At 46.2% G+C, this 22,269-nt stretch carries 20 protein-coding genes; 10 read left to right on the top strand and 10 right to left on the bottom strand.

Annotated features, from left to right (window positions below; translation table 11 throughout):
• Window positions 1-613: 613 nt before the first annotated feature.
• On the bottom strand, window positions 614-991 hold the full coding sequence (locus RIE73_RS13960; protein WP_446401748.1) for a hypothetical protein: 378 nt from the start codon (window positions 989-991) through the stop codon (window positions 614-616).
• 80 nt (window positions 992-1,071) lie between these two features.
• Complete coding sequence (locus RIE73_RS13965) at window positions 1,072-1,323, bottom strand: hypothetical protein (protein ID WP_446401749.1); 252 nt, start codon at window positions 1,321-1,323, stop codon at window positions 1,072-1,074.
• A 118-nt stretch (window positions 1,324-1,441) separates the two neighbouring features.
• Here RIE73_RS13965 and RIE73_RS13970 point away from each other — a divergent pair, with 118 nt between their 5' ends.
• Entirely contained in the window at window positions 1,442-1,681 is a 240-nt protein-coding gene (locus RIE73_RS13970) for a helix-turn-helix domain-containing protein (RefSeq protein WP_446401750.1), read from the top strand.
• Between the two features lie 140 nt (window positions 1,682-1,821).
• On the top strand, window positions 1,822-2,058 hold the full coding sequence (locus RIE73_RS13975; RefSeq protein WP_446401751.1) for a helix-turn-helix domain-containing protein: 237 nt from the start codon (window positions 1,822-1,824) through the stop codon (window positions 2,056-2,058).
• Window positions 2,059-2,078: 20 nt separating this feature from the next.
• Here RIE73_RS13975 and RIE73_RS13980 read toward each other — a convergent pair whose 3' ends face one another.
• The 4 genes from RIE73_RS13980 to RIE73_RS13995 form a co-directional block, all read right to left on the bottom strand.
• Window positions 2,079-2,306: a hypothetical protein gene (locus RIE73_RS13980; RefSeq protein ID WP_446401752.1), complete on the bottom strand. Its 228-nt coding sequence runs from the start codon at window positions 2,304-2,306 to the stop codon at window positions 2,079-2,081.
• On the bottom strand, window positions 2,300-2,593 hold the full coding sequence (locus tag RIE73_RS13985; RefSeq protein WP_446401753.1) for an antitoxin family protein: 294 nt from the start codon (window positions 2,591-2,593) through the stop codon (window positions 2,300-2,302). The genes RIE73_RS13980 and RIE73_RS13985 overlap by 7 nt, the downstream gene beginning before the upstream one ends.
• Window positions 2,594-2,967: 374 nt before the next feature.
• The gene (locus tag RIE73_RS13990; protein ID WP_446401754.1) at window positions 2,968-4,044 is read right to left on the bottom strand and encodes a DNA-methyltransferase; all 1,077 of its coding nucleotides are present in this window, start codon (window positions 4,042-4,044) and stop codon (window positions 2,968-2,970) included.
• A 170-nt stretch (window positions 4,045-4,214) separates the two neighbouring features.
• Window positions 4,215-5,396, bottom strand: a complete 1,182-nt coding sequence (locus RIE73_RS13995) for an RtcB family protein (protein WP_446401755.1) — start codon at window positions 5,394-5,396, stop codon at window positions 4,215-4,217.
• Between the two features lie 148 nt (window positions 5,397-5,544).
• On the opposite strand from RIE73_RS13995, the gene RIE73_RS14000 reads away from it, so the two are divergent.
• Window positions 5,545-7,581, top strand: a complete 2,037-nt coding sequence (locus RIE73_RS14000; RefSeq protein WP_446401756.1) for an FAD-dependent oxidoreductase — start codon at window positions 5,545-5,547, stop codon at window positions 7,579-7,581.
• A gap of 195 nt (window positions 7,582-7,776) precedes the next feature.
• Here RIE73_RS14000 and acs read toward each other — a convergent pair whose 3' ends face one another.
• Complete coding sequence (acs, locus tag RIE73_RS14005; protein ID WP_446401757.1) at window positions 7,777-9,747, bottom strand: acetate--CoA ligase; 1,971 nt, start codon at window positions 9,745-9,747, stop codon at window positions 7,777-7,779.
• Between the two features lie 540 nt (window positions 9,748-10,287).
• On the opposite strand from acs, the gene RIE73_RS14010 reads away from it, so the two are divergent.
• Window positions 10,288-10,734 (top strand): hypothetical protein, encoded by a 447-nt coding sequence (locus RIE73_RS14010; protein WP_446401758.1) that lies wholly within the window; start codon window positions 10,288-10,290, stop codon window positions 10,732-10,734.
• Between the two features lie 63 nt (window positions 10,735-10,797).
• Here RIE73_RS14010 and RIE73_RS14015 read toward each other — a convergent pair whose 3' ends face one another.
• The 3 genes from RIE73_RS14015 to RIE73_RS14025 all read right to left on the bottom strand — a co-directional run bounded on the left by RIE73_RS14015 (window position 10,798) and on the right by RIE73_RS14025 (window position 11,900).
• Window positions 10,798-11,040 (bottom strand): hypothetical protein, encoded by a 243-nt coding sequence (locus RIE73_RS14015; protein WP_446401759.1) that lies wholly within the window; start codon window positions 11,038-11,040, stop codon window positions 10,798-10,800.
• A 237-nt stretch (window positions 11,041-11,277) separates the two neighbouring features.
• On the bottom strand, window positions 11,278-11,586 hold the full coding sequence (locus RIE73_RS14020) for a DUF3181 family protein (RefSeq protein ID WP_446401760.1): 309 nt from the start codon (window positions 11,584-11,586) through the stop codon (window positions 11,278-11,280).
• Window positions 11,587-11,621: 35 nt separating this feature from the next.
• A complete protein-coding gene (locus RIE73_RS14025) occupies window positions 11,622-11,900 on the bottom strand; it encodes a 2TM domain-containing protein (protein ID WP_446340850.1) in 279 nt (92 codons plus the stop codon).
• A gap of 444 nt (window positions 11,901-12,344) precedes the next feature.
• On the opposite strand from RIE73_RS14025, the gene RIE73_RS14030 reads away from it, so the two are divergent.
• From RIE73_RS14030 to tal, 6 genes are all read left to right on the top strand, one after another.
• Complete coding sequence (locus RIE73_RS14030) at window positions 12,345-13,415, top strand: hypothetical protein (RefSeq protein ID WP_446401761.1); 1,071 nt, start codon at window positions 12,345-12,347, stop codon at window positions 13,413-13,415.
• Between the two features lie 144 nt (window positions 13,416-13,559).
• The gene (locus RIE73_RS14035; protein ID WP_446401762.1) at window positions 13,560-19,226 is read left to right on the top strand and encodes a tetratricopeptide repeat protein; all 5,667 of its coding nucleotides are present in this window, start codon (window positions 13,560-13,562) and stop codon (window positions 19,224-19,226) included.
• Between the two features lie 19 nt (window positions 19,227-19,245).
• The gene (locus tag RIE73_RS14040) at window positions 19,246-19,386 is read left to right on the top strand and encodes a hypothetical protein (protein ID WP_446401763.1); all 141 of its coding nucleotides are present in this window, start codon (window positions 19,246-19,248) and stop codon (window positions 19,384-19,386) included.
• Window positions 19,358-19,537, top strand: a complete 180-nt coding sequence (locus RIE73_RS14045) for a hypothetical protein (protein WP_446401764.1) — start codon at window positions 19,358-19,360, stop codon at window positions 19,535-19,537. Before RIE73_RS14040 ends, RIE73_RS14045 begins: the two co-directional genes overlap by 29 nt.
• A 303-nt stretch (window positions 19,538-19,840) precedes the next feature.
• A complete protein-coding gene (gene fbp, locus RIE73_RS14050) occupies window positions 19,841-20,905 on the top strand; it encodes a class 1 fructose-bisphosphatase (RefSeq protein ID WP_446401765.1) in 1,065 nt (354 codons plus the stop codon).
• 102 nt (window positions 20,906-21,007) lie between these two features.
• Complete coding sequence (tal, locus tag RIE73_RS14055; RefSeq protein ID WP_446401766.1) at window positions 21,008-22,165, top strand: transaldolase; 1,158 nt, start codon at window positions 21,008-21,010, stop codon at window positions 22,163-22,165.
• Window positions 22,166-22,269 lie beyond the last annotated feature (104 nt).

Genomic DNA, 22,269 nt, shown 5'->3' on the forward strand with positions numbered 1-22,269 from the left:
AGGGCGCGATTGTCACCGATAGTGATATCGATGGGAATAATCGCACTTGTTTGATGCTCTACGATAGATGCAACCCTTACATCCAGCTTTAGCTGGAAGATGTTGAGCCATAAGTCGGTTGGGTCAGATGTTGAGTTCCTAAATGTCTGATCCTTAGAGTCCTGACTAGGAAATGTTCTGTCTAGCCCCTAGCTGTTACTGACCTGAAACATCGCCGTTGTTTGGTCGTTGGTTCGGCGATCGCTCCCCATTTTGACTTAGCCCACCATTTACTTATTTTCTATTGTTATGAATAATTCAGTATTTCTTTGTATGTTCAATCACTTGGTTAGTTGATTTAAATCACACTGAATCTGTGATTATTATACAGTAAACCGCCTAGCTTACCCTAACTTAACCCTCTCAGAAATTCTAAGTTTGATGAAGATAAACGGCGAGACTACTGCATTCAATGTTTAAGAAAAATTTATCCGATTACTTCAATTATACGGCTTAGGGGTGATGAAGTCTGGCGATTCAATCCCTAATTTCACGTTAAGGATCTCCCTATCCTATCCATATTGTTTACAGGTTCATCCTGGTAGGGCGACAGGACAAGGGTTTGAGGCTATTTTTACCATGACTTCAACGGTAGTGATATCACCATTGAACGTCTAGATAACTCGGTGTAGCGTTGCTGGCACATAGTTTGAAGCCGATCCCAGACCTGTTTTGTATACCGTTGGGCTTCTTGCTGAATCAATGACCAGAGCAGGTTTAGGGCTTCTATGTTGGGACAGAAGCGGATCAGGGTACGGCAAGCCGCAACCCATTGTTCGAGATGGCGATAACTGACAAAATAACCACCCCGTCCTTGGATATGTACCCAAAGAACATTGTGCCATTTTTCCCAGTTGAGGATGCGTTGGGGATCAATGTTCAAGTATTTAGCGATTTGGTTAAGAGTGATGACAAAGGTTTGGGGATTAATACGGTGTCGGATTCGCATCATGGCTATTTTTGGGTGTTCGATGGGGTTTGATTTTTCCCCCTTCCCGAATTGAGAAGGAGGTTAGAGGTGAGATCTATTCATTAATCGATCCGAAGGCGGCGGTAGAGAACACTCATCACTTCGCCAGGATTCTGGGTGGGTTGGGGCTTACTCCACTCGCTGACGTGGGCGTAGCCGAGGCGATAGAAGGTGTGAATGGTGCGGGTGACGCCTTGGGGTGAACTGATAACGATCACTTTTAGAGGGTGTCGGTTGTCTGGCGGGGGCGTAGATGATAGAGGGGTTGCGGGATTGGGAGTTGGGGAGGAATCACGGATAAAGTCTTCGGTCATTGGAGTTGTCCTAATTTTTGTGGTTTGTGTTCGTTTTTATGAACACAAGGTCAGTTTAGCACAAAGTTCATAGTTATGAACATTTACTGAGTCATAAGCCTCTGACACTATAGAAACCATGGGAAAAGCAGGTGAAGCGCTAAGGCAGGTATTGCAGACGTACAAAATCAGCCAAAATAAATTGGCGGTGACAATGGGTATTGGTCGATCAACGGTTCACTACTGGTATCAAAACACTCAAGATCCGTCCGCTGAGGCAGTCTTGGAAATCAGGAAGGCACTGCGGAAGATTGATCCGGCGGCGGCGCAAGAGTTTATTCGGCTGTATTTAGATGAGTCAGATGAGGATGAGGAGTAGTTTTGGGGATTAAGCGATCGCTCTCTTCTGTCATGGAATCATGCAATTGTGGTCCTTAATGGTCTACGTCTAGCTGCTCATAGCCTAATCTATTAAGGAGCCGTTGACTCAGTGGTTAGGGTTTGCCACAATTCAGAGTCATGGGACAAGCAGGCAAAGCCTTGAAAAAGGTGCTGGAAACGTATGAAATTAGTCAATATCGATTAGCGGCAGAATTAGGGATTGGACGCTCCAATGTATACCGTTGGGTCAATGAGGTGAGAGATCCAACGGCTGAAACTGTGAAAGATATTGTGCAAGTGCTGCGGAAGATCAACTCGGCGGCGGCGCAAGAATTTATCCGACTGTATCTGGATGAGTCAGATGAGGATGAGTAGGGGCGCATAGACGTGCGCCCTTATATTGAAGAATTGGGGAAATTAACGTTACTATATTTCTCGGCTGAGTTTGATGAGTGTATAAATGTTTTAGGGATAATTATAAGGAGTTCTACCCAAGTAATCCGGGTAATAAATAATAGGTTACCTGTTGCCGTATCCGCGATCGCTTGTATCCCGGCACTACCTGTTTCCGGTATATAACGTTTAACTAGGGCGCTGCTATCCAGGAAGTAAGCATTTACCATTCGCCCCGATCCTCTATAATGATTTCAGACAAGGGTTTACCTGGGATAGCTTTTAGTTTCTCTGTCAATTCTTGCCATGTAGCTTCACAGACAGGTTCAACATCGCTTCGATTAGGAGGAGGGGTAACCAGTCCAGCCGCCGCTAAGGATTGGCTGATACGTTCAAGTTGAGTTGCTGAATCTTCAGGCAAAATCTGAATCTGCACGGTTTGATGTTCTTGCAGGGGCAAGGGAGTTAAGGGGCGCAGCACTCCATTTTCGTAGATGGCGGTAATAGTTTCAGGCATTTCACCGCACTTAAAAATACGGGAGGTCAAGGGGCAGGAATCCGCGTCTATGAGTATGCTTCTTCCAATCTTTTTCAGGTTAAGGAATTAAGAGCAGGAGTATATAACCATCGACGTTATAGCACTACGCACACACGTTAGGACAAATGAAGAAAAATTTAAATCGCTCAATCCCTTATACGGTAAGCTTCTTTCTTCAAAGAAAGCCCATTGCCTATTGCAAGAAAGCCTAGCGCGTAGCGCTATATAACCTGGGATGGGGACATCACCACTGTAATGCAGCCGCAAGAGATTGGGGAGTTGAGCATACGCTAGAATGGATGGAAAAAGTCCTCCGAAACAATCAACGTATCATATAGTTCTACTTGCCTATATTATCCATCGTTCAATAGCTGAAATAAGGGTTCTTTCTGCCAATCAAAGGCTGATTGCTTAACTTCTGGTAATAACTCAGATGGCTCGGAACACCGTAGAGCGATTTTGTGACACCAACGCTCCTCAATTTCAACGAGAATGGCTTTACGCCCTAACATTTTAGCGGCTTGTCCCACAACCCCTGAGCCAGCAAAGCAATCCAGAACGACGTCACCCGGATAAGAACTGGCTTTGATGATATGTGTAATTAGATCGAGGGGCTTTTCCGCTGGATGTTTAACCGGATAAGGTTTGACTGTAGGGAAATCCCAAACATCCGTGTAGGGGATATTAGCTGTTACACAGAAAGGTCTGATTATTTTCTCGTAATCAGGCAGTTCGGGAACTTGGGGACTGAGTTTAGCAAATACTGATTTTAGTTTTTGATATTGCTCAGGACTTGGGATATTTCTGCCAGTTTCCCAATTTGATACCGCACCACCGTGATTTACACTACCATACTCACCAATAGCTTCTGTTAGTTGAATTGTAGATAGTCCTGCGGCCAAGCGAGTTTTTCTAAGTAAGCTGCCAAAGGCGGATAATGAAGTGGTAGCAGCAGAGCGAGATGAGCATCTTCGAGTAGTCTGTTTAGCCTCTTCTGGAGATGCTGACTCAGCAAAAATAATCCGCTCAGAATGTAAATACCAACTGCGTAGACTTTCCTTGTTTGTTTTCTGCTTCCATCCGTCATACCCTGGAGCATTCGGCTTTGTCCAGGTGATTGAAGCGAGTACATTAAATCGTTCAGCTAACATCACCTCAATTCTGGCTGCCATCTTGAGAGAGGCACAACAGTACAGGGAACCGTTGGGAGCTAACACCCGTTGCCATTGCTCTGCTATAGTGTCTAACCAGGTAAGGTAATCTTGGTCATGTTTAAAGTCTTTGTCACCCGTAATGTTGGCTTTTTTTGTGGAATGATAAGGTGGATCAGTAAGAATGAGATTAACTGAATCATCAGGTAGCAAGCGCAGTGTATCTAAACAATCTCCGTGATAGAGAGTGACTTGAGGAGATTTTAGGTAAATTTTCATTATCAAAGGAAACGTTTGTCCTGTCTACACTCATCCGATTTTAACTCAAATCTTGAGCATTGAGTCTGTGTTAACCACAACTTCTGTTTGTCTAGCATGAGGCAAGCTTATAAAAATATAAAAGTAAATTTAGTATCAACAAATAAGGTGGGCAATGCCCACCCTACAAATCAACCTTTCACGCAAACTACCTGCTTTAACGTCGCCACCACCTCCACTAAATCCGCTTGATTATTCATCACTTCATCAATGGGTTTATAGGCGCCGGGAATCTCATCCAAAACCCCGCCATCTTTACGACATTCAATTCCTTGCGTTTGTGTCACCAAATCATCCAGGGAAAACTGTTTCTTTGCCTTACGCCGAGACATCAAACGCCCAGCGCCATGAGAGCAACTGCAATAACTGTCATGATTTCCCTTTCCTTTGACAATGAACGACTTTGCCCCCATTGAACCGGGTATAATGCCGTAATCCTCTTCACGCGCTCGTACTGCACCCTTGCGCGTCACATACACATCTTCACCGAAATGGACTTCTTTCTCGGCATAATTATGATGGCAATTCACCTCTAACAATGGCTTCATTTGCTTACCGCCCGCCAAATATTTTTCCACAATTCGCTTAAAACGCGCCATCATTACATCGCGATTATAACGGGCATAATTTTGCGCCCATTGTAAATCTCGCCAGTAGGCGGCAAATTCTGGAGTTCCGGCAATAAAGTAGGCTAAATCCGGATCAGGTAAGCGATTCCCGGCTAGTTTCGCTAATTCCTTCGCGGTGCTAATATGGCACTGCGCCAAGCGATTGCCGATATTACGAGAACCAGAATGAAGCATTAACCACACGGAATCCTCTGTATCGAGGCACAATTCAATAAAGTGATTTCCGCCACCCAGAGAACCCAACTGCTTCATCGCTTTTCCTTGCACATCCTGCACACCGCGATGTAAGTCTTTGAAGTGTGTCCAGCCTTGCCAATTGCTGGCATCTTTTTCTACCTCTTTATTTTGGTTAAATCCCAGCGGAATGGCGGCTTCAATATCTAAGCGAATCTGCTTGAGTTTGCCTTCAAGTTGTTCCGCCTTAAATGGCGTTTTAATCGCTGCCATACCACAGCCAATATCGACGCCCACAGCGGCAGGAATTACGGCATCTTTGGTGGCAAGAACAGACCCAACTAATGCCCCTTTGCCTAAGTGAACATCTGGCATTAACGCCACATGTTTAAACACAAACGGTAAAGATGCTACATTTTTTGCCATCTGGGTTTCATCATGACCTAAATCATGATTCGCCCAGGAAAAAACGGGCTTATCGGTGGGCAGTTTCAGTTGTTCGTAAGGCATAAATATGCGCCTCTAGCGCTAAATAACATCAATATACTACAATTATAATACAGAAAGATTTCGTTGAGGAGATGAACTTATTGGGGGATGGCAACGTCAAGGCATCCACTGTAATGTAACATCTGATACGTTCTGCATTTTAACTCTTATGAAGCCTTCTCGACGTGTATCTGCCGGAAAATCTATCATTTCCTTGTCTTTTAGCCTGATTTCTCTACTATCCCTCGCCCCAATTGCCCGTAGCGTTTCCGATGGCACTCCCGATGAAACCGTCACCTGTGAAATCTTGGTGGTTGGCGGTGGATTAGCGGGTGCAGCGACGGCTTATGAAGGGTTACTCGCGGGACGAACGGTTTGCTTGACGGAGATTACCGACTGGGTAGGGGGACAGATTTCCTCCCAGGGAACCTCTGCACTTGATGAACGCCCCACTCAGCGATCGCGCCTTTTCTATTCTCGCGGTTATTTGGAATTGCGGGAACGGATTAGACGCAAATATGGGGAACTGAATCCGGGGGATTGTTGGGTGAGTGAATCCTGTTTTATTCCCAGTGACGCCCATGATATCCTCTTGGATATGTTGCAGGATGCACAAAAACGGGGGAAAGGGACATTGAAGTGGTTTCCCTCCACGGTGATAAAGGAACTCGACTACAATCCTACCGGGAACTTGATTAAAAGTGCGATCGCGATTCAGCATCAACCCGCCCCTGATGCACCCCCCCTGAACACATTTCCCTTATCACAAACCATTGAAGATTGGTATCAGTACCAGGATTCTCCCCAGTTTGGCAAAACCATTATCCGCTTCGTTCCGCAAAACCCAGAACCCGGAAACGCCCCAGACTGGTATGTTGTGGACGCCACAGAAACCGGGGAACTGATTGGGTTAACCAATGTTCCCTACCGCTTAGGAATTGACCCCCGTTCTTATCTCGAACCCTCCTCTTCCAGCGCTACGGGGAATCCTTATTGCACTCAGGGGTTTACCTACACCTTTGCCATGGAAGCCACTAAGGAACCGCAAAGCCATGAAATGCCGCCCTTTTACCCCCAATACGAACCCTATTATAGCTATGAATTATCCCGCTTAGCCGACTTTGACTTAGTGTTTACCTATCGGCGGATTTGGAGTCCGAAAACGGGTGAACCCGAGAAATTTGGCGGAATTCCCTTTACCGCGCCCACCGTGGGGGATATCTCCATGCAAAACTGGACATGGGGAAATGACTACCGTCCCGGTACAGAGGTTGATAACTTGGTTTATACTCCTGACCAATTACAGGCGACAGGACAGTTAGCCCCCGGAGGCTGGATGGGGGGTTTGCGAACCGAGAGTTTACGCAAGGCTGAGGAACTCTCCCTGGGGTATTTCTATTGGTTAGTAGCGGGAAATACGGACTCCCAACTCGGCTATGGCGTGAAAGAACCCCATCCCACTTATCGTTATTTGTCGGGATTAGACTCTCCCATGGGAACGGTGCATGGGTTATCCAAGTATCCTTATATGCGGGAAGGACGGCGGATTATTGGACGCCCTGCGTTTGGGTATCCGGAGGGGTTTACAATTTGGGAAATTGATGTGTCTCGCCGCAATTACCGGGAGGAGTATTACCGTCAAACCTTATCTCCCGAAATGTATCGCCAGTTATGGACGGCTTTGGCGGGACGAGAAGCGATTTCGGTGATTCAGGGTGAGGTATCGCCGGATCAGGTGAATCGACGCACTCGTTCGACTATTTATCCCGATTCGGTGGGAATTGGACATTACGCGATTGATTTTCACCCCTGTATGAGTTTCTCTCCCCCAGAAGCGCCGGGAAATACAGAACGGGAGGGGGAACGTCAGGGGGCGGGTCAAGCCTATCCATTTCAGATTCCCCTGCGGGCGATGATTCCGCAAACGATTGACAACATGTTAGTGGCGGGGAAAAGTATTGCTACGAGTCATATTGCAGCGGCGGCGTATCGGGTGCATTCCTTTGAATGGTCAGCGGGTGCAGGGGCGGGAACAACGGCGGCGTTTGCGTTGGAGAAGGGAATTGCGCCGTTTGAATTGGTGGATGGACGTCCGCCCCATGATCCGCAGTTGCAGGTGTTGCGGCGGCGGTTGGAGGAGAATAACAATCCGACAGCGTTTCCGGATACGTCGATATTTAATCAAGATTGGGACGATTGGCGTTAAAGGAAACGTGCGATCGCGCTGTTTGTAATAGCCTGTTTGTAGTAGCCACTTTAGTGGCTGTTCGCGCCTTAAACGGGGTAGAGAGATGGTGCGATCGCGTGAGTTAGCAATGGATTATCTGGCGACAGGATTAGGACAAGAGTAAGCGACGAAAATCTCGCTTACTCTCTGATTTTCTCTTAATCCAGCAATGTTTTAAGCACCGCCTCTTAATTTATCCAACACGCTGCGATCTTCCAACGTAGACGTATCCCCAGCCACATCCTGACCAGCGGCTAAATTCCGCAACAAACGCCGCATAATTTTACCCGATCGCGTCTTGGGCATTCCCTCTGTAAAGCGAATCTCACCGGGACGGGCAATGGCACCAATTTCGTTAACCACATGCGCCTTGAGTTCGTTTGCCAATTCCTGGGTGGGATTATAGTCATTCTCCAACATGACAAAGGCAAAAACATTTTCCCCTTTCACTTCATCCGGTTGTCCCACCACAGCCGCTTCCGCTACCGCCGGATGGGAGACTAACGCTGATTCAATTTCCATGGTGCCGAGGCGATGTCCAGAGGTATTAATCACATCATCCACGCGCCCCATCACCCAAAAATAGCCATCTTCATCCCGACGCGCCCCATCCCCAGCAAAGTACAAATACTGCCCATCTTTGGGCGCAATATGTTCCCAATAGGTGCGGCGGAAGCGATCCGGATCACCATACACCGTTCGCATCATTCCGGGCCACGGGTGTTTAATCACCAGATATCCTCCCTGATTTGCCGAAACGGAATTGCCTTCTAAATCGACAATATCTGCCAGAATCCCTGGAAAGGGTAATGTAGCTGAACCGGGTTTGGTGGGAATCGCACCAGGTAAGGGCGTAATCATAAATCCCCCGGTTTCGGTTTGCCACCAGGTATCCACAATCGGACACCGTTGTCCGCCAATAATCCGGTGATACCACATCCAGGCTTCGGGATTAATTGGTTCACCGACGGTTCCCAAAATTCGTAACGAGGACAAGTCGCGGGCTTTGGGATGGTGTTCACCCATTTTAATTAATGCCCGAATTGCCGTGGGTGCGGTATAGAAAATAGTGACGCCGTATTTTTCCACCATATCCCACAAACAGCCTGGATTCGAGGGACGAGGGGCGCCTTCATACATCACGGTGGTGGCACCATTGGACAGCGGACCATAAACAATGTAACTGTGACCCGTAATCCAACCCACGTCAGCGGTACACCAGTAGACATCGGTGTCTTTGAGATCAAAGGTCCATTTCAGGGTGGTATGGGTGTAAAGGTTATAGCCAGCGGTGGTGTGAACAACGCCTTTGGGTTTCCCGGTTGTGCCAGAGGTGTAGAGAATGAACAGCATATCCTCACTATCCATGGGTTCGGCGGGACAATTCCCCGACACCCCGGCTTGTAAATCATGCCACCAATGATCGCGCCCCGGTTCCATCTGGATTTTCTGTTGGGTACGTTGAACCACGAGAACGTTTTCTACCGTGGGGGCGCCGTTATTGGCGAGGGCTTTATCGACTTCGGGTTTTAGGGGAACAATTTTATCCTTGCGCCAGCCGCCATCGGCGGTGATCACTAATTTCGCTTGGGCGTCTACTAATCGATCTTTTAAGGCTTCGGAACTAAACCCACCAAATACCACGGTATGCGGCGCACCAATCCTGGCACAAGCTAGCATCGCGATCGCGGCTTCTGGAATCATGGGCATATAAATCCCCACGCGATCGCCTTTTTTCACGCCTAATTGCTTGAGGACATTGGCAAACTGGCAAACTTCCCGGTGCAGTTGGGCATAGGTGAGGGTGCGGGAATCCCCTGGTTCTCCTTCCCAAATCAAGGCGGCTTTATTCCGTCGCCAAGTGGTTAGGTGTCGGTCTAGGCAATTATAGGCAATATTCGTCTTGCCGCCAACAAACCATTTGGCAAAGGGAGGTTGCCAATCGAGGACGGTATCCCATTTCTGGAACCAGTGCAACTCTTGTTCAGCTAACTCCGCCCAAAATTTTAACGGGTCAGCTTTTGCCTTGTCATAGAGGCGCTGATACTCCTCCAGACTCTGAATGTGGGCAGTCTGGGAAAATTCAGCCGGAGGTTGGAATAGGCGTTTTTCTTGCAGAACTGATTCAATCGTTGATTCAGGCATCGTTTGCGGTTGTTATCTGCTACTGTACTCAACCCATTTTGAAGGCAGATTTGCCTGAATGAGCAATTTTGACGTTTTGTAAAGCTTACCGACTCCTCGATAGGGGCGGCATCATTCGTTTATGTAAGGGTTTGAGGTCTATTTACATAACTTAATATAGTTGAGTATGAATAAGGGCGGGTTTTGCTTAGCCGTTATCGGTGATTCAGCTAGGGTTAGTTCCTCAACCCGCCCCGACAAAATACCCACTGTTTTGACCCATGAATAAGGGCGGATTTTGTTTAACCGTTATCGGTGATTAAGCTAGGGTTAGTTCCTCAACCCGCCCCGACAAAATACCCACTGTTTTGACCCGTGAATAAGGGCGGGTTTTGTTTAGCCGTTATCGGTGATTCAGCTAGTGTTAGTTCCTCAACCCGCCCCTACGATTGATGCTTTGGCTAGGTTTAGGGCAGGCTTTTTCTTCCCTGTTCCCTGTTCCCTGTTCCCTGTTCCCTGTCTGTACCCTCATGAGTTACCCATCTCAACTAAAAACGTGACATGAAAATCGTTCAACAAACGGTGACATTACTGACGCTGAAAGAACGCCCAATTGGGGTTTGGATGTTGAGTGGGTTAACCGCCGCGATCGGATTGCTGATTTTTCTGTCTTCTAATTCATCAATTGATTGGTTCGGATTGGTTTGTATTGGGTTAGCGAATGGGATGATGTTCGGCAGTCCAGTGAAGACGTGCCAATTTGACAAACAGAGCAATTGGGTCATATTTAAGCAACAAGGTTGGTTAGGAACCAAGGTGATCCGCCGTCCAATTTACCACATTACTGACGTACAAGTCGAACCGTTAAACCTATTCGGGCTTAACTTGTATCGGCTCAGGTTGGTTCTTTTGTCTGGAGAACAATTCTATTTGACGCCAATTCCTTCTACAGATTGTAGACTGCAACAAAAATTAGCCAGAACGATTGAAAATTTTCTTAATCGCTAGGTAAACCTAAAAAATATATTTTATATCAATAGTCTATTATATCCCTACTCTAAGCAGAAGTAGTCAAGTTTTGGTTTTAGCTTTCGACGGACAACTGAGAGATTTACCAACGGTCTTGCCCACATAGTCTACAATTTGTTGATAAGCCTCTGAATTGGTTTTAGGATGGATAATCATCCGCACTTTACCATCCGGTAACCAAAATATCAACCGACCATTATCAGCAAAAACAAAGCTACTGATACGATGAAGATCAATCACATACGTATCGCGCTCATAACTTAATTTGATCCAATGCTGATCCATAGTTGACAGTGGCAACTCTTAGCTGAGTCAGTCGCGGTGGGGTGTTCTGAATCAACACACCAATAGGGAAAAGGGCGGAGTGTGAGAGTGAGATAGGCGATCGCTAACCGTTAAAAGGATACACCAGATGGTCATCGACTATCTTTTTCAGTTAATAAATTTCTATAAAAAAAAGGTCATTCGATCTCATCGCGGAACGAATGACCCCTAGGATTGAGCGATCAATTGCCTTGTGAATTACATTTTCCGTTGAAACTCTTCGAGTAAATCCAGCAGATTAACCTGACACTGCATCGGTAGTAAATCCACGAGGGGAACTTCCCGTTTGCCACCCCCCAGTTTAACCGGAATACTTTGCAAGATTTGCACCACTCGGTCTTCGGAGAGGTTATCCTCTGTCAGCAGGGGATAGAGGCGTTCAGCTAACGGGGTGTGTAAATGGGCATCCTGTAAGTAAAGATGCCATTTGGCAACATCGATGTATATATTCTCACCAATTTCAGCCGCCAAGGTTTCGATCGCTTCGCTGGTATTCGGGTTAGCCATAATAAATTGAGTAGGACGAACTGGACATTCTCAGTTTATCCTTGAGCAGAGTTAGCCGAATTATCTTGACCCGGTAAAGGAGTATAATCCGCGATCGCAAAGATATAGACCGCGTGTCCGACTAAGATTAATCCCCAGATACCCGTTACCCAATACGTCCAAGACCAGTTGGCATACTGGATAGTACGGACAAACCATAGACCCGAATTACACGCCGCAAACACAGCGACATGGACAGCAAAGTTCATTCGGTCATCTAGGCGTCGATACGCAGCATCGCGACGATCAGGTTTGCGGGGCCAACGAGGAGGCATAGCAGTTCGTAAGATAGACGTATGAGAATAGGTTATACTATCTAGTATTTTTTTGATAAGGCAATTTTCGAGTATTCCGGTTTCAAGGGTGGAATGCGGGATGCAAGCCTGACTGGAAACGTTGTCAACTAGCGCGATCGCACTAATTTTACGCTTACCGCCTCAAGCGTTGATGCCTTTGCTGTCTTTTGTTCGGGTGAGGAGTGATCAGAGTCGTCTTAGGGGCAATAAAAACAACCAATGAAATAGGAATTGGGGTTTATTAATTTGAATCTCATCGTGTTCCCTTCCTCCGATAAGATTAGTTGATGTGAATATTGCTCAGAAATTACCCGACGCGATCGCACATATAGCACTAAGTAAATGGACACAATTAAAGTTAACGGTGGAGATTAGGGAACAGGCAACAGTAAGGATTTGAGAGTGATTTACAAAAAATGACCAATGACACGACAACCCCATGACCAATTTGCCAAGCAGTATCTGGAAGAATTATTAGCACCTCTGGGTACAATAGAAACCAGCCGTGATGTACCCAGCGAAGTTCGCCAGATTGATGTTTGCTTTACACCTGCGCCCTCACCCTTTACAGAATCTTCTAATCTAGGATTACTGGGTAAAATGGCAGCAACCACTTGTTTATTTGAACCCTTTCGCAATGCACCTACCCCAGTAGAAGTGCGAACTTGTATGTCAAAATTGAATTCTGTGGAAGCTGAATTATTACGAAAGGCGCGACGAGAAAGGCGTTCTCTACCGGAAGCGGATTTACCCCGTTTATGGATACTGTCCCCCTCTTGTTCCCAACGGTTACTTGACGGGTTTTGCGCCAAGTTGAATCAGTCGGAGAATTGGGGAGAAGGCGTTTACTTCTTACCGGAGTTTCAAAGAACAGCGTTAGTCGCAATTAACCAATTACCCGTAAATCAAGATACACTTTGGTTAAGAGTCTTAGGAAAAAGGAGAACACAGCAACAAGCAATTGATGAGTTAGTCGAGTTACCCCAAGAGAACCCACGACGGCGCAATATCCTGGAAATACTAGCCAACTGGCGCATCAATGTAGGCAGTAGTGAAACGTTAAGTAATGCAGATCGGGAGTTGATCATGAACTTATCACCAGCGTATTTTAAATGGCGGGAAGAGGCTGTATCAGAAGGCAGGCGGCAAATGGTGGAAAACTTTCTGAGAGTGCGGTTTGGTGAAATTGATGCCGAATTAGAAGACGCGATCGCACCGATGTTACAGTTACCGCCAGAGGTGTTGACTCGTCTACTGTTTAGCCTTTCTAAGCAGGAGTTATTACTGTGGTTTGGCGAGGGTTCTGGGCAAGATTTGAGATTAGGCGAAGGGAGGCGAGAAAAGGTGGAGAACCTGCTGAGAGTGCGGTTTGGTGAGGTTGATGCGGAATTAGCCGACAAAATCGCAGCCATGTTACAGTTACCCCATAAAGAGTTGACTCCTTTGCTATTAACTCGTTCTCGTGAGGAACTATTAGAACGGTTTGGCAGGTAGGGAGAAATCCTGGGCAAAGGGAAATGGCGTGTAGAGACGTAGCATGCTACGTCTCTACATTGCATAACCTCAACCTGTCCAGACATAGAGGGTGGTAAGGGGGCAAAATTCCCCAAATTTGACCTAAACACTGAGGGTAAACGGATGCATTACCAACCTCAACAGCCAATAGACAAACGTCAAATCTGTTTTTTTAACCAAACCTTAACCACTCAGCAATGGTTTGTTTATTCCTGCCATGCTGTAATCACTATATTCAGCAGCGTTTTTATAGTTGCTGTTGGACAAGAACAGGTATTATCCTTAACAAAACGCACTGGGGAGATAGCGCCGACAATGATTGGGCAAACTGACAAACGCGCTGAAGCAGAAAGACTGTCTAATCAGGGAATGCAACTGTTTCAACAAGGGACAGCCGAATCCCTGCAACAAGCGATCGAAAAATGGGAAACAGCGCTTCCTTTGTGGCGTGAGGTGGGGGATCAATCACAAGAGGCTTTGATGAATCTGGTACTGGGTAGAACTCATGATTTATTAGGATTCAAACAAAAAGCCCTCTTTTACTTTAATCAAGCATTACCACTTTATCGAAAATTAGAATATCGCGCCGAAGAAGCAGCAACCCTGCTGAATATTGGTCATGTTTATGACACCTTAGGAGAAAAAGAAAAGGCATTAGAGTACTTGCAACAGGCTTTATCCTTAGCACGGATTGTGGGCGATCGCGCATTGGAAGTAGCAACCCTGAATAATATTGGTCGTGCCTATGACACATTGGGAGAAAAGGAAAAGGCATTAGAGTACTTGCAACAGGCTTTATCCTTAAGGCAGGTGGTAGGTGATCGCGCATTGGAAGCAGCAACCCTGAATAATATTGGTCATATCTATGACACCTTAGGAGAAAAACAACAGGCATTAGAGTACTACCAACAGGCTTTACCTTTAGTCCAGTCTGTGGGCAATCGCACTGAGGAAGCAGGAATACTGAATAATATTGGTAGTGTCTATAATGCCTTAGGAGAAAAACAACAGGCATTGGAGTACTATCAACAGGCTTTACCCTTATCCCAGGCTGTGGGCGATCGTGTCGGAGAAGCAACAATCCTGCATAATATTGGTCTGGTCTATTCCGCCTTAGGAGAACAACAACAGGCATTGGAATACTATCAACAGGCTTTACCCTTACTTCAGGCTGTGGGTGATCGCGCCGGGGAAGCAACAACCCTGCATAATATTGGTGGTGTCTATGGTGACTTAGGAGAAAAACAACGGGCATTGGAGTACTTCCAACAGGCTTTACCTTTATCCCAAGCTGTGGGCGATCGCGCCGGGGAAGCAACAATCCTGAGTAGTATTGGTCATATCTATGATGCTTTAGGAGAAAAACAACGGGCATTGGAGTACTATCAACAGGCTTTACCCTTATCCCAAGCTGTGAGCGATCGCACCCAAGAAGCAAGAATCCTGAGTAGTATTGGTGGTGTCTATTATGCCTTAGGAGCAAAACAACAGGCATTGGAGTACTATCAACAGGCTTTATCTTTACTTCAGGCTGTGGGCAATCGCGCCGGGGAAGCAGCAACCCTGAATAATATTGGTCATGTCTATGCTGATTTAGGAGAGAAACAACAGGCATTAGAATACTACCAACAGGCTTTATCTTTAGCCCAAGCTGTAGGGAATCGTGACCTTGAATCGACTATCCTTAAAAAGGTTAGTGCCGTAAGCGCTGGAATAGAGACAGAACAGACAACGATCGCCCAAACCGACAAACGTGCTGAAGCAGAAAGACTGTCTAATCAGGGAATGCAACTGTTTCAACAAGGGACAGCTGAATCCCTACAACAAGCGATCGAAAAATTGGAAACAGCACTTCCTTTGTGGCGTGAGGTAGGGGAGCAATCAAACGAGGCTTTGATGAATCTGGCACTGGGTAGAACTCATGAGTTATTAGGATTCAAACAAAAAGCGCTCTTTTACTATAATCAAACATTACCTCTGTATCGACAATTGGAAGATCGCGCCGGAGAAGCAATAACCCTGAATAATATTGGTAGTATCTATGCTGATTTAGGAGAGAAAAAAAAATCATTAGATTACTACCAACAGGCTTTACCCTTATCCCAGGCTGTGGGCGATCGCACCCAAGAAGCAAGAACATTGAATAATATTGGTAGTGTTTATTCTGATTTAGGAGAGAAACAAAAGTCATTAGATTACTACCAACAGGCTTTACTATTAGCCCAGACTGTAGGAGATCGCACCCAAGAAGCAGTAACCCTGAATAATATTGGTAGTGTCTATGATGACTTAGGAGAGAAACAACAAGCATTAGAGTACTACCAACAGGCTTTACCCTTAACCCGGTCTGTGGGTGATCGCACCCAAGAAGCAGGAATACTGAATAATATTGGTAGTGTCTATGATGCTTTAGGAGAAAAACAACAGGCATTAGAGTACTACCAACAGGCTTTACCCTTAAGACGGGCTGTGGGCGATCGCGCCGGAGAAGCAGCCACCCTGAATAATATTGGTGCTGTCTATGATGCCTTAGGCGAAAAACAACAGGCATTAGAGTACTACCAACAGGCTTTACCTTTAGTCCAGGCTGTGGGCGATCGGGCTACAATAGCAGGAATACTGAATAATATTGGTCGTGTCTATAATAATTTAGGAGAAAAACAACAGTCATTAGAGTACTACCAACAGGCTTTATCTTTATCCCAGGCTGTGGGCGATCGGGCTACAGCAGCAGGAATACTGAATAATATTGGTCATGTCTATGATGCCTTAGAAGAAAAACAACAGGCATTAGAGTACTACCAACAGGCTTTACCCTTAAGACGGACTGTAGGCGATCGCGCCGGAGAAGCAACAACCCTGAATAATATTGGTGCTGTCTATGATGCCTTAGGCGAAAAACAACAGGCATTAGAGTACTACCAACAGGCTTTATCTTTAGCCCAGGCTGTGGGCGATCGCACCACAGAAGCGATAACCCTCTCTAATATTGGTCATGTCTATAATGCCTTAGCAGAAAAACAACAGGCATTAGATTACTACCAACAGGCTTTACCCTTAACCCGGACTGTGGGCGATCGCGCCACAGAAGCAGCCACCCAAAATAATATTGGTCATGTCTATGATGCCTTAGGAGAAAAACAACAGGCATTGGAGTACTACCAACAGGCTTTACCCTTAACCCGGGCTGTGGGTGATCGCACTGGGGAAGCAAGAACCCTGAATAATATTGGTCTTGTCTATTCTGACTTAGGAGAAAAACAACAGGCATTAGATTACTACCAACAGGCTTTACCCTTATCCCAGGCTGTGGGCGATCACACCGGGGAAGCAGGAACCCTGAATAATATTGGTCTTGTCTATTCTGACTTAGGAGAGAAACAACAGGCATTAGAGTACTACCAACAGGCTTTACCCTTATCCCAGGCTGTGGGCGATCGCACCGGTGAGGCAGTCACCCTCTCTAATATTGGTCATGTCTATGATGCCTTAGGAGAAAAACAACAGGCATTAGATTACTACCAACAGGCTTTACCTTTATCCCAGGCTGTAGGCGATCGCGCCCAGGAAGCAGCAACCCTCTCTAATATTGGTGGTGTCTATTCGGATTTAGGAGAGAAACAACAGGCATTAGAGTACTACCAACAGGCTTTACCCCTATCCCAGGCTGTGGGTGATCGCGCCGGAGAAGCAACAACTCTGAATAATATTGGTGGTGTCTATTCGGATTTAGGAGAGAAACAACAGGCATTAGAGTATTACCAACAGGCTTTATCCTTAAGACGGGCTGTGGGCGATCGCACCGGGGAAGCAGGAACCCTGAATAATATTGGTCTTGTCTATTCTGACTTAGGAGAGAAACAACGGGCATTAGAGTACTATCAACAGGCTTTACCCTTATCCCAAGCTGTGGGCGATCGCACTGGGGAAGCACTAATCCTGAATAATATTGGTCTGGTCTATGATGCCTTAGGAGAAAAACAACAGGCATTAGAATACTTGCAACAGGCTTTACCCTTATCCCAGGCTGTGGGTAATCGCGCCGGAGAAGCAACCACCCTCTCTAATATCGCCTACGCAGAAAGCAACCAAGGCAATCTCCAACTAGCGTTAACTCAAATGCAAGCCTCGATTGACATTATCGAAGATTTGCGGACTAAAGTAGCTAGTCCTGAATTGCGTCAAACCTATTTTGCCACTGTACAAGGTTATTACCAATTCTACATCGACTTACTGATGCAACTGCATCAACAAAACCCGGATCAAGGCTACGATAAACAAGCCTTCCACATCAGTGAACGTTCTCGCGCCAGAACCCTATTAGAATTACTCACCGAAGCCAATGCCAATATTCGAGAAGGCGTAGATCCTGACTTACTCAAACAAGAACAAACCTTAAACGCCAAACTCGATGCGACGGAAAAACAACGGATTGAAATTTATAGTAATTTTGAATCAACTCCAGCCCAGAAAACCGCTATTGAACAACAACGACAACAACTTTTAGCCTCCTATCAAAAACTGCAAGACCAAATCCGGGCGACAAGTCCACAATATGCTGCCCTGAAATATCCGCAACCCCTAACCTTAGAACAAGTTCAACAACAGATTCTGGATGAGGATACTATTTTATTACAGTATGCCTTGGGAATAGATAATAGTTATCTCTGGGCTATAACCAAAGATGGCTTTACCAGTTATCGACTCCCTGCCAGAGATGAAATCGAAACCCTCGCCCGACGATTCTATGGACTCTTACAAATTCCCGGTTATGAATTTAACCCTAGCCAAAGGGGTGCTATGATTCCGGTTGTCCTCCGTGATAATTTAAATTCGCTTTCACAACTGAGTGAACTCCTGTTCGGACAAGTTGCTGAACAATTAACTAAAAAACGCATTTTGGTTGTCGCAGATGGGGCATTACAATACATTCCATTCGCCGCTTTAGCCACACCCGAAACTGCTGATACCGATACTCCCATCCCCCTAATCAATCAATACGAACTGGTCAACTTACCCTCCAGTTCCACCTTGGGGATTATTCGTGACCAAATCAATGGACGCCAGGAAGCATCCAAACAATTAGCGATTCTGGCTGACCCGGTTTTCACCAATAATGATAACCGCGTTAAAAATGCCCCCAGCCGAGGCACAGAAACGAATTTAAACCAAGCGTTACTCAACCGTTCTGTTCGCGTCTCCGAGATTAAGTTAAGTCGCCTCCCTGGAACTCGCACTGAAGCCGAAGCGATTCTCAATTTAGTGTCACCGGGAACCCAAACCAATGCGTTTGACTTTGATGCCAATCGTGACTTTATCGATAATCCCCAACTGAGAAATTATCAAATCATTCATTTAGCCACTCACGGCATTCTCAATAGTGAAGCGCCCGAATTATCCGGTGTGGTGTTATCGTTGGTGGATCAACAAGGAAATTCCCAAAATGGCTTTTTACGACTCCATGATATCTTTAACCTGAATCTGCCAGCAGAATTAGTGGTATTAAGTGCCTGTCAAACGGGATTAGGACAAGAAATTCGAGGCGAAGGATTAGTGGGGTTGACGCGAGGGTTTATGTATGCAGGTGCGCCGCGTTTAGTGGTGAGTTTGTGGAATGTGGATGATGCGGCAACGGCGGAGTTTATGACCCGATTTTACCGTTTACTGTTGAATGATGGATTGAAGCCTGCCCAAGCGTTGCGGGAAACTCAGTTACAAATGCAGCGAGAGACAAAATGGAAATCTCCCTATTATTGGGCAGCGTTTACATTACAAGGCGAGTGGAATTAAGTTTCAAAATTGTCATGGCATGATACCGGAAACCGTAGGGGCGCACCGACGTGCGCCCGATTCCGATGATATAGTAGTCACGCCAGTAGTGGTGTGGCACACCTTAATTGATGGATTAGAATTGGTTCGTAGTGAGGGAACTTCAGCCCTCTCCAGCTAAGCGTTATAGCACTCTTCGTGCTTACTACAAACAAAACCCTATTTTAGCTGTGCCACGCCGCCATCGTGCGTTAGCGCAGCTTAACGCACCGAAATATTGCCATGCCGAACCGCAACATGGTGCGTTACGGCGCACTTATGTGTTGAGATAATCAAAGTTAATCCTCCAATGCGCCTAACGCACCCTACGGGTACCACCAACGAACGGGTGTTACGGCGATCGCACGGCTTGAGCAACCTGAATTTAGCATCATTTCGATGCAATCTGAACAACTGAACCGCCCCATCCAGCCGGAAAAGATGTCAAAATTCCTCTAAAGTGAGACGCTTGTTGGTCAATGCCTCTCTAAGATAGGGAGTAAAGTGGAAAAGACTACCATGCCAGGATTGGTATCAGGGCTTCTTAACGATGTACCCTCGCTTACCAACAGCGTGACCGATAAGGAGGAAAGAATATGGCAGATGTCGAGCGGTCTTTAGTGGAAGAGCATTCTCTGGATCGGGATTGTACCACCCTATCCCGTCACGTTCTGCAACAACTGAAGAGTTTTAGTGCTGACGCCCAAGATCTCAGTGCCTTAATGAATCGTATAGCCTTAGCCGCCAAAATTATTTCCCGACGGTTGAGTCGCGCTGATTTGGTCGAAGGTGCGTTGGGATTTACCGGGAATGTGAATGTGCAGGGCGAATCCGTCAAAAAGATGGATGCTTATGCTAATGATGTATTTATCTCGGTGTTTAAACAAAGTGGACTCGTTTGCCGCTTGGCATCCGAGGAAATGGACAAACCCTACTACATTCCCGAAAACTGCCCGATTGGTCGCTATTCCCTGATCTATGATCCGATTGACGGCTCCTCGAATGTTGATATTAACTTGAATATCGGCTCAATTTTTGCAATTCGTCGGCAACAAGGCGAAGATATTGACGGCGAAGCCACGGATCTGTTGCAGGATGGACACCAGCAAATCGCGGCTGGATACGTGATCTATGGACCGAGTACAATGCTGGTTTACTCCATTGGCACTGGGGTTCATGCGTTTACCCTTGATCCCAGCTTGGGTGAGTTTATTCTGTCCCAGGAAAATATGCAAGTGCCAGAGCATGGACCGGTTTATAGTGTCAATGAAGGGAACTTCTGGCAATGGGATGAATCGATTCGCGACTATATTCGCTATGTACATCGCCATGAAGGGTATACGGCTCGCTATAGTGGAGCTTTAGTGGGAGACTTCCATCGCATCTTGTGTCAAGGGGGCGTATTCATTTATCCCGGTACCGTGAAAAAACCGGAAGGGAAGTTGCGTCTACTCTATGAAACCGCCCCCTTAGCCTTTTTAATTGAACAAGCGGGAGGGCGAGCCAGCACCGGTACCGAAAGCCTGATGGACGTGGTACCAGAAAAACTCCATACGCGCACACCGTTGGTTATCGGGAGTAAAGAGGATGTGGCGTTAGTGGAGTCCTTTATTCAAGAACGAGCGCGAGAATCCAAAGAAGCTATGGCGTCTCGTTCTTAGCTTAGTATCAATCGTAACGAATGATTCAGGGTTCCTTAAAGCACGGATATGACCTTGAATCCAGACCAATCGTAATCTATACCCTAACTTAGGAGTTTAAGCATGACAGCAGCAGCCAATAATCCGATCTTCCAAATCGAAAACAATTACGGTCAGAGTATCTGGATGGATAATCTTAGCCGTACTATTATCGAATCCGGTGAACTGAAGCAGTTAATTGAAAGTCGCGGGGTTCACGGGATTACCTCCAATCCAGCGATTTTTGAAAAAGCGATCGCGGGGAATGCGATTTACGACGCTGATATCGAAGCGGGGATTAAGGCAAACAAATCGGTGCAGGAGATTTATGAATCCCTCGTCTTTGAGGATATTCGTAACGCTTGTGATATTCTCAAGCCGATTTATGACCAAACTGATGGACTTGATGGTTACGTCAGTATCGAAGTTCCTCCTACCATCGCCAAAGATACCGAAAGCACGATTAATGAAGCCCGTCGGTATTACCAAGAGATTGGTCGGGAGAACGTGATGATTAAAATTCCCGGCACTCCTGAAGGTTTACCTGCGTTTGAGCAAGTGATTAGTGAAGGGATTAACGTCAATGTTACCTTACTCTTCTCCGTCCAAAGTTACATTGATACCGCTTGGGCGTATGTCCGAGGCTTAGAAAAACGGGCAGAAACAGGAGAAGATATTAGCAAGCTAGCCTCCGTTGCCAGTTTCTTCCTCAGCCGGATTGACAGTAAGATTGACGATCGCATTGACGAAAAACTCCATGCTGGGGTTGACCGGATCGAGAAAGACGCAAAGCTGGAAGATGTTAAAGGCAAAGTCGCGATCGCCAATGCCAAAATCGCTTATCAGAAGTTCAAAGAGATTATTCAAAGCGATCGCTGGAAAGCCTTATCCGCCAAAGGTGCTAACGTACAACGCTTACTCTGGGCAAGTACCAGTACCAAAAATCCCGACTACAGTGATGTCATGTACGTCGATGAGTTGATTGGTCCCAATACCGTCAACACCCTACCACCGAGTACCATCGAAGCCTGTGCCGATCACTGTTCTCCGGAAAATCGGATTGAAACCGATGTGGAAAAGGCGTACCAGTTAATGGAAAACCTCAAAGATCCCGATATCGCGATCGATCTGGATCAAGTCATGGATGAACTGCTTGAGGAAGGCATTGACAAATTTGTCAAGCCCTTTGAGTCCTTAATGTCCTCCCTGGATAGTAAAGTCAAACAATTAGCCACGGTTTAGGAGTTTCTTCGCGAACTGTAGGGGCGCAAGGCTTGCGCCCTTGCCGATATAGTGCATGAAACGAGAAATTAGCCAATCAGCCGTGTAAACCAATAACCTATGGT

The organism is Coleofasciculus sp. C1-SOL-03, assembly GCF_040220555.1.
Taxonomy (GTDB): Bacteria; Cyanobacteriota; Cyanobacteriia; order Cyanobacteriales; family Coleofasciculaceae; genus Coleofasciculus.

Excerpts from the sequence above, each read along its gene's own strand:
- RIE73_RS13965 (WP_446401749.1), bottom strand. The coding sequence starts at position 1,323 with ATGACCGAAGACTTTATCCGTGATTCCTCCCCAACTCCCAATCCCGCA.
- RIE73_RS14040 (WP_446401763.1), top strand. The coding sequence starts at position 19,246 with ATGATACCGGAAACCGTAGGGGCGCACCGACGTGCGCCCGATTCCGAT.
- RIE73_RS13975 (WP_446401751.1), top strand. The coding sequence starts at position 1,822 with ATGGGACAAGCAGGCAAAGCCTTGAAAAAGGTGCTGGAAACGTATGAA.
- RIE73_RS13970 (WP_446401750.1), top strand. The coding sequence starts at position 1,442 with ATGGGAAAAGCAGGTGAAGCGCTAAGGCAGGTATTGCAGACGTACAAA.
- RIE73_RS14020 (WP_446401760.1), bottom strand. The coding sequence starts at position 11,586 with ATGGCTAACCCGAATACCAGCGAAGCGATCGAAACCTTGGCGGCTGAA.
- fbp (WP_446401765.1), top strand. The coding sequence starts at position 19,841 with ATGGCAGATGTCGAGCGGTCTTTAGTGGAAGAGCATTCTCTGGATCGG.
- RIE73_RS13995 (WP_446401755.1), bottom strand. The coding sequence starts at position 5,396 with ATGCCTTACGAACAACTGAAACTGCCCACCGATAAGCCCGTTTTTTCC.
- RIE73_RS13980 (WP_446401752.1), bottom strand. The coding sequence starts at position 2,306 with ATGGTAAATGCTTACTTCCTGGATAGCAGCGCCCTAGTTAAACGTTAT.
- RIE73_RS14035 (WP_446401762.1), top strand. The coding sequence starts at position 13,560 with ATGCATTACCAACCTCAACAGCCAATAGACAAACGTCAAATCTGTTTT.
- RIE73_RS14025 (WP_446340850.1), bottom strand. The coding sequence starts at position 11,900 with ATGCCTCCTCGTTGGCCCCGCAAACCTGATCGTCGCGATGCTGCGTAT.
- RIE73_RS14010 (WP_446401758.1), top strand. The coding sequence starts at position 10,288 with ATGAAAATCGTTCAACAAACGGTGACATTACTGACGCTGAAAGAACGC.
- RIE73_RS13985 (WP_446401753.1), bottom strand. The coding sequence starts at position 2,593 with ATGCCTGAAACTATTACCGCCATCTACGAAAATGGAGTGCTGCGCCCC.
- tal (WP_446401766.1), top strand. The coding sequence starts at position 21,008 with ATGACAGCAGCAGCCAATAATCCGATCTTCCAAATCGAAAACAATTAC.
- RIE73_RS13960 (WP_446401748.1), bottom strand. The coding sequence starts at position 991 with ATGATGCGAATCCGACACCGTATTAATCCCCAAACCTTTGTCATCACT.
- RIE73_RS14000 (WP_446401756.1), top strand. The coding sequence starts at position 5,545 with ATGAAGCCTTCTCGACGTGTATCTGCCGGAAAATCTATCATTTCCTTG.
- RIE73_RS14030 (WP_446401761.1), top strand. The coding sequence starts at position 12,345 with ATGACACGACAACCCCATGACCAATTTGCCAAGCAGTATCTGGAAGAA.
- acs (WP_446401757.1), bottom strand. The coding sequence starts at position 9,747 with ATGCCTGAATCAACGATTGAATCAGTTCTGCAAGAAAAACGCCTATTC.
- RIE73_RS13990 (WP_446401754.1), bottom strand. The coding sequence starts at position 4,044 with ATGAAAATTTACCTAAAATCTCCTCAAGTCACTCTCTATCACGGAGAT.
- RIE73_RS14015 (WP_446401759.1), bottom strand. The coding sequence starts at position 11,040 with ATGGATCAGCATTGGATCAAATTAAGTTATGAGCGCGATACGTATGTG.